Origin of the sequence: Streptomyces sp. rh34, assembly GCF_002551245.1 — a bacterium.
In the GTDB taxonomy this organism is placed as follows: domain Bacteria; phylum Actinomycetota; class Actinomycetes; order Streptomycetales; family Streptomycetaceae; genus Streptomyces.
This window is the reverse complement of record NZ_NTGZ01000291.1, coordinates 1-8,928: the sequence shown is the minus strand read 5'-3', so window position 1 is coordinate 8,928 and position 8,928 is coordinate 1. Positions and strand designations below refer to the sequence as shown.

Below are 8,928 nucleotides of genomic sequence, written 5' to 3'. Positions count from 1 at the left end.
CCCGTTGGCACACGCTGCTGACCGGCGGCCCCGGCCTCGACCGGAACGACGAGCGGATCGCCGCCGCGACCGCCCGGGTGGGGCGGGCCGGGACCACCGCCGCCACCGGCCTCGACCCGTCCCGGACGGACGGGCTGTTCCCCGATCTGACCAGCACGACGCGCTCCAACCACGTCACCACCTCGTTCAAGCGGCTGGCGACGGCGGCCACCGCCTGGTCGGTCCCCGGTACCCCGCAGCACGGCGACGCGGTGCTGCTGGCGAAGCTGCTGGGCGGCGTCGACTGGATGCTGACCCACCGTTACGGTCCTGAGCACGCCCGGTTCGACAACGACTGGGACTGGGAGATAGGCGCGGCGCTCGCGCTCAACGACACGGCGGTGCTGCTCCACGACAAGCTCGGCGCGGAACGCCTGGAGCGGGTCACCGCCGCCGTGCTCCACTACACCCCGGACCCGAACCTGTGGCGGGCGAACCGGCAGATCGCGACCGGCGCCAACCGGGTGTGGGTCTCCACCGTGGTCGCCGTCAACGCGGTGCTGCGCGGCGACGGCGACGCGCTCGGCCGGGTACGCGACGCTCTTTCGGATGTCGAGGGTTCGGGCGCCAACAGTGTCCTGGCCTTCAACGACACCGGCGGCGCGGCGGACGGCACGGGCGAGGGCTTCTCCTCCGACGGCTCGTTCCTCCAGCACTACAGGCACCCGTACAACGGCGGTTACGGCAAGGAGCTGCTGGGGAACCTGTCCCGGCTGCTCAATCTGCTGGCCGGAACGGCGTGGACGGTGACCGATCCCGATCTCGGCAACGTGCGGGGCTGGGTGGACGACGGCTTCGACCCGCTGATGTTCCGGGGCGATGTGATGGCGTCGGTGTGCGGGCGGGAGATCGCCCGGCCGAGCAAGCAGGGGCACGCGTCGGCGCAGACCGTCATCGAGGCGGTGCTGCGGCTGATCCCCTGCTTCCCGGGCGAGCCCGCCGACCGGTTCACGGCGCTGGTGAAGCAGTGGATCGCCGAGGACGGCTACCGGGATTTCCTCGCGGTGACCGACCTCGCATCCCTGGTCGCCGCGCAGCGTGCGATCGCCTCCGCCGTCCCGGCCCGGGGCCCCCTGGTCGCCCACAAGCAGCATCCTCTGATGGACAAGGCGGCCCACCACCGTCCCGCGTTCGGCCTCGGCATCTCCGCGTACTCGACCCGGATCTACAACTACGAGTCGATCCAGAACGAGAACCTGCGCGGCTGGCACCTCTCGGACGGGATGGTGCTGCTGTACACCGACGATCTCGGCCACTACAGCGAGGACTACTGGCCCACCGTCGACCCGGCCAGGCTGCCCGGCACCACCGTCATCGCCGGGCGTCCGGCCGACGCGGCGGGGCAGCGCACCACCAGCACCGCCGACTGGGCCGGCGGCACCGCGCTCCCGGACACCACGCTGGGCGCGTACGGGATGGAGCTGCGGGCCTTCGGCAGCACGCTGCGCGGGCTCAAGAGCTGGTTCTGCCTGGACGACGTCATCGCCTGTGTCGGTTCGGGCATCACCGCGGAGGCGGGGACCGCCGAGACCGTGGTGGAGAACCGCAAGCTGCGCGACCCGCGGGCCGCGCTCCTCGTGAACGGCACAGCCACCCCGGACGGCCCCGGCTGGTCCGCCGAGCTGGCGGACGTCCGGTGGCTGCACCTGGCCGGAACCGGCGGGTACGTCTTCCCCCGGCCCGCCTCCGTGCGCGCCCTGCGCGAGGAGCGGACCGCGACCTGGCGGGAGATCAACCTCAAGTACGGCACCGACACCCCGGTCACCCGCCCGTATCTGACGCTCTGGCACGACCACGGCCCGGCTCCGAGCGGGGCCGGCTACTTCTACCTCCAGCTCCCCGCCGTCTCCGCCGGGCGCACCCGGCTGCTGTCGGCCGCGCCGCCGGTGGAACTGGTCGCCGATTCGACCGCCGTGCACGCGGTGCGACGCGGCGCGGACGGGCTGCTGGCCGCCAACTTCTGGCGGGCGGGCTCGGCGCGGGAGCTGAGCTGCGACGGTCCGGCGTCCGTCCTGGTGCGCCCGAAGGGGCGGAACGTGGGCGTCGCCCTGTCCGATCCCACTCACCTGCGGTCCACCGTGGTGGTCGAGCTGGCCGGGCGCGGGCTGACGCTCGCCTCGGGCGGCCCCCGGGTGAGCGCGGCGCGCACACCGGGCGGCATCCGGATCACCGCCGACACGTCGGGGCTGCGCGGCGCGACCCTCGACCTCACCCTGAAGAGGAGCTAGAGCCTTGCTGTTCGACATGGATCCGGAGCGGCTGCGGGAGTACCGCCCCGAGCCGCAGGAACCGGCCGACTTCGACGCCTTCTGGGAGAAGACCCTCGCGGAGAGCGCCCGGCACGACGTCGATGCCCGGTTCGTGCCGTACGAGACGGGGCTGGCGACCGTCGACGTACTCGATGTGACGTTCAGGGGCTGGGCCGGGCAGCCGGTGAAGGCGTGGCTGATGCTGCCGAAGCAGCGCTCCGGGCCGCTGCCCGCCGTGGTGCAGTACATCGGGTACAACGGCGGCCGGGGCATCCCGTACGCGTGGCTGACCTGGAGCGCGCTCGGTTACGCGCACCTGGTGATGGACAACCGGGGGCAGGGCGGCGGCGGCAAGAACACCGCCGACACCCCGGACATCGGGCCCGAGGGCCACGGTTCGTCCTCGCCCGGCTTCCTGACGCGGGGCATCGAGGACCCCCACCGGCACTACTACCGGCGGCTCATCACCGACGCGGTCCGGGCCGTCGACGCTGCGAAGGCCCACGATGCGGTGGACGCCGAACGGATCGCCGTCCTGGGCGGCAGTCAGGGCGGCGGACTCGCGCTGGCCGTCGCCGGACTGCGCGGGGACGTGTCGGCGGTCGTCGCCGACGTGCCGTTCCTCTGCCACTACCGGCGCGCCTCGCAGATCACGGACGCCGGACCGTACGCGGAGATAGCCCGCTGGCTGTCGGGGCACCGCTTCCGGATCGAGGAGGCGATGGAAACCCTGTCCTACTTCGACGGGGTCAACTTCGCCGCACGCGCGAGCGCTCCCGCCTGGTTCTCGGTGGGGCTGATGGACCGGATCTGCCCGTCCTCCACGGTGTTCGCGGCCTACCACCGCTATGCGGGGCCGGCCGAGATCGAGGTGTTCCCGTACAACGGGCACGAGGGCGGCGCCGAGTACGACCTGCCGCGCAAGCTGGGTGCGCTGCGGGGGGTGTTCGGGGCCTGAGGGGCGGTGTCACCGGCCCAGCGCGGCCATCGCCGCGTTGTGGCCGGGGACCCCGCTGACGCCACCGCCGCGCACCGCGCCCGCTCCGCAGAGCAGCACATTGGCGTGCGCGGTCTCCACGCCCCAGCGCCCGGCGCCCTCGTCCGCGTACGGGAAGGAGAGGTCGCGGTGGAAGATGTGGCCGCCGGGCAGCCTCAGGTCCCGCTCCAGATCGAGCGGGGTCTTGGCCTCGATGCAGGGCTCCCCCCGCTCGTCGAGGGCCAGGCAGTCGGTGACCGGCTCCTCCAGGTGCGCGTCCAGTTCGGCGAGGGTCGCCTTCAGCAGGGCCGCGCGGGCGGCGTCGTTGTCGGCGGCGAAGAGCCGGGCCGGAGCGTGCAGGCCGAAGAGGGTGAGGGTCTGGTAGCCGCGCGCGGCGAGGTCGGGGCCGAGGATCGACGGGTCGGTCAGCGAGTGGCAGTAGATCTCGGAGGGCGGGGCGGCGGGCAGCCGTCCCGCCGCCGCGTCCCGGTAGGCGTCGGCGAGCTGCCCGTACCCCTCGGCGATGTGGAACGTGCCGGCGAAGGCCTGCCGGGGGTCGACGGACCGGTCGCGGAGCTTCGGCAGCCGGGTGAGCAGCATGTTCACCTTGAGCTGCGCGCCCTCGGCGGGCGGCGGCGGGGTGTCGCCGAGCAGGGTGGCGAGGGCCTGCGGGGAGGCGTTGACGAGCACCCGGCGGGCGGCGACGGCGTGTTCCCCCTCCGAGGTGCGGACGGTGACCTCGGCGTGGGTACCGTCGGTGGCGATCCGGGTCGCCTCGTGCCGTACGCGGATCTCGGCGCCCGCCGCACGGGCGGCCCCGGCCAACGCGTCGGTGAGCGCGCCCATGCCGCCCACGGGGACGTCCCAGTCACCGGTGCCGCCGCCGATCACGTGGTAGAGGAAGCACCGGTTCTGGAGCAGCGAGGCGTCGTGGGCGTCGGCGAAGGTGCCGATCAGGGCATCGGTGAGGACGACCCCGCGCACCAGGTCGTCGGTGAAGGTCTCCTCGACGGCCACGCCGAGCGGCTCCTCGAACAGCATCCGCCAGGCGTCGGCGTCGTCGATCCGCTCGCGCAGCGCGTCCCGGCTCGGCAGCGGCTCGGTGAGCGTCGGGAAGACCCGTGTCGCGAGCCGCTGCGTCATGGCGTAGAACCGCTGCCAGGCCGCGTACTCGCGCTCGCCGCCGGTCAGCGCGGCGAAGGACTCGCGGGTCCCGTCGCCCGCGACGAGCAGCCCGGTGGGGCGCCCGTCGCGCACGGCGGGGGTGTAGGAGGAGACGGTCCGCTTGCGTACGGCGAAGTCGAGGCCGAGGTCCCGCACGATCTTGTCGGGCAGCAGGGACACCAGGTACGAGTAGCGCGAGAGCCGGGCGTCGACCCCGGCGAAGGGGCGGGTCGAGATCGCCGCGCCCCCGGTGGTGCCGAGACGTTCCAGGACGAGGACCGACTGCCCGGCACGGGCGAGGTAGGCGGCGGCGACCAGGCCGTTGTGGCCGCCGCCGACGATCACGGCGTCGTAGCGGTCGCGGGCGGGCGCGCCGGGGCCGGAGGCCCTCCGGGCGGCGGGCTGACCTGCGGGCGGCCGGGGCACGGACGTCTGGGGTGCGGGCATGCACCTTCGTAACACGCCGCCGTACGTCCCGGCCAGAGGCGGCGAGGCTCTCCGTGTGCCTGGTCCTGTACCCCGCCCCGCAGCACGAGCCCCGGTGTCGATGAGCGTGCTGTGGCAGGTGCGGCGGTCGGCGCCGTACCGCGTCCCGGATTGACACCGGCTCCACCCGCTCCCGGCCCACCGGGCCCACGGGACGCGCTCACACCAAGGGCTACCCGGCGACCCTTCGCGAGGTTCCCTGCGACTGCCCCACACGTCTTGACCCTTGCTCCCGCCAGGTCACGGCATGTCAATTGCGCCGATCTGCTGGAGCATGCCCAGGTCGTCCGTGTTCCACCAGCTCTCGGCCAGCTTGCCGCCTTGGCAGCGGAAAGTGGCGTGGCCAGTGCCCGAAACGTCTCGTCCGGTGGCCTCCATCCCCTGGTATGTGCCCACGTGACGGCCCTTGAACGACACTCTTGCGCAGACCATGTCGCCCTCGGCGGTCAGACTTTCGATGGTGGCCACGGGTCCGAACGCCTCGATGATTTCCCGGTTCTCCGATTTGGCCTGCGCGAGAGTCAGGTCGTACGAGGACAGGGCCGGGTCGTGCTCCCGGTAGTCGGCAGTGCACAGCTCGTCCGCGGCGTCGAGGTTCCTGCTGTTGATGACCTCTTCGAAGAAACGGCGGACCATGAGCTTGTTCAGCTGATCGTCGCGCATGACGTCGAGGTCGGTGAACGACGGTTCGCCCTCGCACAGGGCCACCATCTCACGGAAGATCCGGTCGGTCTCGGGAAGGTGCGAGTTCCGCATCGCCTCCTCGTAGGAAGGGAATTCCACGATCTCCACGAGGTGCGTGGAGTCCGCTCGGTCTCTCCCCACGATCGCGTGTGTGGCCGTCCGCTTGCCCTGGGTGGCTTCGATCCACCTGTCCATCACCTGGTTCAATGCGTCGGTCTGGTCCGTCTTGCAGTCGATGACCTGGATGAACGTCATGACGCCACCTCTCACCAGTCATGCCCCTGGACCCACTTCATACTAGGACGGCTCCGGAGCCGTGTCCTGTTCGGTTGATGTTGATCCGGTCGCAGCGTGCGGCGGCCGGGGAGGTCGGGGCCGACTGCGGTGTCGGGTCCGGGCGCCGAGGGCCATCGGCGGTCGGCGCCGGAGGCGTGCGCCACGTGTGCCCGCAGCCGTTCGACCAGCGGAAACAGAGTCGCTCCAGGAGACCGTGCTGGGGCCTGACGTGACGAGTACCGGCGGGGCGACGGCTCCCTGGCCACCCGACGTGGACCCTCGCTCAGCGACAGTGGACGGGGACCTGCTGGACACGGTTGTTGCCGAAGCCGCCGCGGTTCCACGACTGGGCGATGGGCTGTACGTGCCCCTCGGCGTCGTGCGCGCGGGCGGTGAGCATGTGGTCTCCGGGGGTGGCCCGCCAGGTGGCGCGCCACGCCTGCCACGCCCATCGATTGCCGTCCGGCGGATCGACTTCGGCATCCGTCCAGAACCGCCCGTCGTCGTCGCTCACCACCACCCGGGTGACGGGCGCGAAGCCGGACCAGGCACGGCCGGTCAGGGCGACCGGTCCGGCGTCCACGACCCGGGTCCGGGACATGAAGTCCGGGAAGCCGGGCGGGGCCAGCAGCGCACGGGGGTTGATCCGGTCGACGGGTTCGCCCGGGTCTCCGGCGGTCTGCCGATAGCGGTAGGCGACGCTCTGTTGGAAGCCGGTGAACGGCCGGTCCACGAGCGTGATCTCCCGCAACCACTTCACGTGCGCCATGCCGTACCGGCCGGGGACGACAAGGCGCAGTGGACATCCGTGCTGCGGCGGCAGCGGCTGACCGTTCATCTCGTACGCGACGAACACCGGCGGGTCCTCGCCGGTGGCCACGGCCAGCGGCAGGCCACGCTGGTAGTCCTGCTCGACTCCACGTTCCACTCCGTGGTCGGCTCCGGTGAACACCACGTCGGACGCGCCCGCCGCGACGCCTGCCTCTGCGAGCAGGGCGCTCAGCGGTGCTCCCGTCCACTCGGCGGTGCCGACGGCTTCCACCAGCCAGGGCTGGCTCACCGGTCTCGGCTCCAGCCTGGCGCGACCATTGCCGGCACACTCCATGGTGACGCGCGCGGTCATCGCGGGGAGGGCGCGGACCGAGGCCAGATCGAGGGAGAGCGCGTCGCGGACCAGCCCGCCGACCCCAAGCCGCCAGGCGTCGGGGTCGGCGGCGGGGATGTCGTAGTGGACGAGTACGTAGTGCAGCCCCGGGGGCGTGACGTCGTAGCGCAGGGCCTCCAGGGGCAGGCCGTGGTTGCGGGTCGCGAGCGCCAGTTCCTCGTGGCTGATGGCCTCCCCGTCCGCCGCCAGACGGGCAGGTGCGCTGACGCCGCTCAGCGAAGCGTCCATGACCTCATCGTCCTCCCGACCGGCCCGCCGCGAAACCCGGCGACATGCGGCCCGGACGTTCGCTCCGCCGCGATGGCGGCCGAGGCCGCCCGCGTGCCCGCGCGATCGAAGACGCGATCCGGATGCGTTCGTGATGCGGTCACGGTGACCGTTCGCCGGACGTTTCCGTCCTGCCCCTCCGGGCCCTTGTGACACACCGGCGCGAGCGGTAGACGGCGTTCGAACGCCGATCCACCCCCCGCCCGGGTGCCCCCTCACTCGGGGCACCCGGCCGGCCTGGATCCCGGAGCTGCTCAAAACCGGCGATCGCAAGCCGGCGCTAAGGGACGTCCGGCGGATCGGACCCGGCCGCGATCGACGGGACGCCCCCGGCCGCCTCCGCCGGCCGTCCGAGCCGCTCCAGGCAGTGCGCCTCGTCGTCACGGGCCGCCAGCGTCTGGGGGTGGTCGGGGCCGAGCACCCTGCCGCGCGCCTCGGCGACCTCCCGGTACGCCACGAGCGCCTCGCTCCACCGGCCGAGCCAGCCGAGCCCCGCGGCGACCTCCCGGCGGCTGATCACGGTGTCCGGGTGATCGGGTCCCAGGGTGCGTTCCCGGAGCGCGCAGACCTCGCGCGCCTCCGCGAGCGCCTCCTCCCAGCGGCCCGTCCGCCCCAGGCTGACGCCGAGTCCGTGGCGGGCGCGCAGCGTCTCGGGGTCGGACGCGCCCGCGGTCCGGGTGCGGTCGGCGACCAGGGACCGGTACAGCTCCAGGGCCTCCGCGTCGCGGCCGAGCCGGCCGAGGCTGATGCCGGCCTCGTAGCGGGCGGCGAAGGTGTCGGGGTGATCGGCCCCGAGGGTGCTCGCGCGGGCCCGGGCGACGTCCTGGAAGGTTTCCAGCGCCTCGGCCCAGCGGCCCAGCCTGCCCAGGGTGTACGCCACTTCGTAGCGGGTGGTGAGGGTGTCGGGGTGCATCGGGCCGAGCAGCCGGGCGCGGGCGTCGGCGACCTCGCGGGCCAGCTGCCAGGACTCCTCGGGCCGCCCCAGCCTGCTGAGGTTGAACGCCAGGTTGTGACGGCAGCGCAGGGTGTCGGGGTGGTCGGGGCCCATGACGCGTTCGCGAACGGCGAGGACCGCCTCGTACACCTGGTGGGCCTCGGCGTGCCGGCCGAGTCGGCCCAGCGCGTGGGCGGTCGCCTGGCGGGCGGCGAGCGTCTGCGGGTGGTCGGCGCCCAGGGCCCGTTCGCGGCCCTCGGCGACCCGGGCGAACTCGCGCAGTCCTTCCTCGGCCCGGCCCGTACGGCTGAGGGTGAGGCCGAGTTCGTAACGGCTGGCGAGGGTGTCGGGGTGGTCGGGGCCGAGGACGCGGCCCCGCTGGGCGGCGACCTCCCGGTGCACCTCGCCCGCCTCCTCCCAGCGGCCCAGGCGGGCGAGGTCGATGCCCGCGCCGTGGCGGCCGTCGAGCGTTGCCAGGAGGCCCGGGGCGGGGGGCCCGGCCGGCGAGGAGACGGCGGAGCCGGAGTGCGGGACGGTTGTGGAGTGCGGGGCGTTTGTGAACTGCGGGGCGGTTGCGGCGCCGGTGGTCCACTGGCCCGTCAGCCCGGCCGCCGGGTCCGGCCGTTGGGCGCCGAGGCCCGTCGCGCCGGTCGCGCGGTGTCCGGCGGTCATGGACCGGGTCCAGGCG

At 73.2% G+C, this 8,928-nt stretch carries 6 protein-coding genes; 2 read left to right on the top strand and 4 right to left on the bottom strand.

All coding sequences use genetic code 11. The features are described from left to right. Both CR470_RS32750 and CR470_RS32745 read left to right on the top strand, forming a co-directional pair. Positions 1–2,267, top strand: a 2,267-nt coding sequence (locus tag CR470_RS32750) for a polysaccharide lyase 8 family protein (protein WP_097871094.1), incomplete at its 5' end; no start/stop codon positions are given. Positions 2,268–2,271: 4 nt separating this feature from the next. Beyond that, the gene (locus CR470_RS32745; RefSeq protein WP_097871093.1) at positions 2,272–3,246 is read left to right on the top strand and encodes an acetylxylan esterase; all 975 of its coding nucleotides are present in this window, start codon (positions 2,272–2,274) and stop codon (positions 3,244–3,246) included. 9 nt (positions 3,247–3,255) lie between these two features. On the opposite strand, the gene CR470_RS32740 is transcribed toward CR470_RS32745, so the two are convergent. The 4 genes from CR470_RS32740 to CR470_RS32725 form a co-directional block, all read right to left on the bottom strand. Beyond that, positions 3,256–4,875, bottom strand: a complete 1,620-nt coding sequence (locus tag CR470_RS32740) for a phytoene desaturase family protein (protein ID WP_257138994.1) — start codon at positions 4,873–4,875, stop codon at positions 3,256–3,258. A gap of 279 nt (positions 4,876–5,154) precedes the next feature. Further along, on the bottom strand, positions 5,155–5,853 hold the full coding sequence (locus tag CR470_RS32735) for an ester cyclase (protein ID WP_097871092.1): 699 nt from the start codon (positions 5,851–5,853) through the stop codon (positions 5,155–5,157). A gap of 304 nt (positions 5,854–6,157) precedes the next feature. Beyond that, on the bottom strand, positions 6,158–7,267 hold the full coding sequence (locus tag CR470_RS32730; RefSeq protein ID WP_097871091.1) for a sulfite oxidase: 1,110 nt from the start codon (positions 7,265–7,267) through the stop codon (positions 6,158–6,160). A 319-nt stretch (positions 7,268–7,586) separates the two neighbouring features. Beyond that, on the bottom strand, positions 7,587–8,928 hold a 1,342-nt coding region (locus CR470_RS32725), incomplete at its 5' end, for a tetratricopeptide repeat protein (RefSeq protein ID WP_143663922.1).